Consider the following 2,013-nt stretch of genomic DNA (forward strand, 5'->3'; position numbering starts at 1 on the left):
AGCCCTAAAGTATCGGCCAGTGGCACCACGGTGATCAACGAAGTATGGGGGGTAGCTGCTGCGGTGTCTTATTTTAGCCGCGACTTTGGCTCTGATAACATTGAGTCGAACGGTGACGATGAAATCGAACAGCGTTATTACACCATTAATCGTGAGCGTTTAGGCGCAGCACTGAACGTGGATTTTCGGCCCAACTTTAATAATCAATATTATATTCGCAGCTTATACAGTAAATTTTCTGACGATGAAAACCGCCTAAGAAATACCTTTACCTTTGACGGTGATGATTCAGAAATTGAACGGGAAAGTAAAGACCGCTACGAAGCTCAAAGCATTTTATCTGTCACCGCTGGCGCCAAACATCAACTCGACGATTGGTTAATAGAATATCAATTAGGCTACTCAAAAGCCGATGAAAAAGAACCTCACTCGCTCTATTACACCTTTGTGGGCGAAGAGATGAACATCAGCTCGGATATGCAGGGGCAAGTTCCAACTATTACCCAAGATGCTGCCGCCATGGACATGAGCAACTATGCCTTAGATGAAATTGAGTTTGCTAAAAACTACGCCAAAGATACCGAAAGTAGTGCAAAAATTGATTTTACTCGTTTAGGTGAATGGCAAGGCCACTCTACTGAAATCAAATTTGGAGGCAAATATCGTACACGCGAAAAGTTTAATCGCGCCAATACGTCAATTTATGACGGTGATTTTGATGATGTTGATGCAACTGCATTTGCCACGTCGACACCTGATTGGGGCCTCGGCGATTTTGGTCCTGGCCTGAATAAACACGTTATGCGTGACTATTTTAATCAAAATCGCAGTGCACTAGAGCTGGTTGAACTGGATTCAGAAGTTGAATCCAATGGTGCCACTTACAGCAATAACGAAGACATTTTTGCCCTATATTTAATGGGTAAAATTGATATAGACGACTTACGTATTGTCGCGGGTCTGCGTTACGAAAAAACCGACTTCAGTACCGCCGGCATGCGTGTTGAACTGATTGAAAATGAGCAAACTGATAGCGAAGAGGTGGTCAATACCCCTTGGGAAAAAGACCATAATTACGATTATTTGTTGCCAAGCATTAACGTACGCTACGAATTTAACGATAGCTTAATTGCACGTTTTGCATATACCCAAACCATTTCTCGCCCCAAATTTGAAGATGTGGGTGCCTATCAAATAATCGAATCAAAAACCGAAGAAGACGACGGCGAATTTGTCACGGAACGTGAAGCAGAAGCAGGCAATCCTGAATTACAGCCTTATGAATCCGCTAACTTCGATGCCACTTTAGAATATTACCCCGGTGACATTGGGGTGTTATCCGCTGGCTATTTTTACAAAAATATTGACAACTTTATTATCACTGCAGATGTAGCGGGCACCAGTGGCTGGGAAGGTTTTAAAGAAGTAAAGCAAGCCATAAACGGTGAATCTGCCAAGGTAAGCGGCCTAGAATTAGCTTGGGTTAAAGCTTTCGATAACGGCCTATTATTATCAGCTAACGGCACCTTTAGTGATTCAGAAGCCATCACTGAATTAGATGGTGAGCGTTTTAAAACCACCCTACCTAATCAGTCAGATAAAATTGCTAACTTCACCATAGGTTACGAAAGTAAATTAATGAGCTTGCGTTTAACTACCTCATACAAAAGTGAAAACTTGGATGAAATCGATGGCGATATGATGCGTATGGAAGACGCCCACCAGCAATTGGATTTTATGGCCAAATACTTTATCAACGACAACATGCATGTGTATTTCAACGCCATTAACATCAATGATGAAGCGTATTACAACTATTTCGACAAGCGCAGTATCAGCGCCCAATACGAAGAATATGGTCGCACTTTTGAGCTAGGGTTTAATTGGAAGTTATAGTTCATCATTGCAATTTATCTGGGTTTACCCTGCCCTAGGTAGTGACTTTACCCAATACCATTGGAAAGCGAATACAGTGACGTATTGTTTTGCGAACCTAAGGATGGAATTGCACGG

General features: G+C 42.2%; 1 protein-coding gene. It reads left to right on the forward strand.

Translation table 11 applies throughout. The features are described from left to right. Window positions 1-1,896: TonB-dependent receptor (locus NWQ57_RS17395; protein WP_306023441.1), on the forward strand; the 1,896-nt coding region annotated here is incomplete at its 5' end. Window positions 1,897-2,013 lie beyond the last annotated feature (117 nt).

The sequence above is a fragment of the Paraglaciecola sp. genome (assembly GCF_030730205.1).
Lineage (GTDB): Bacteria > Pseudomonadota > Gammaproteobacteria > Enterobacterales > Alteromonadaceae > Paraglaciecola.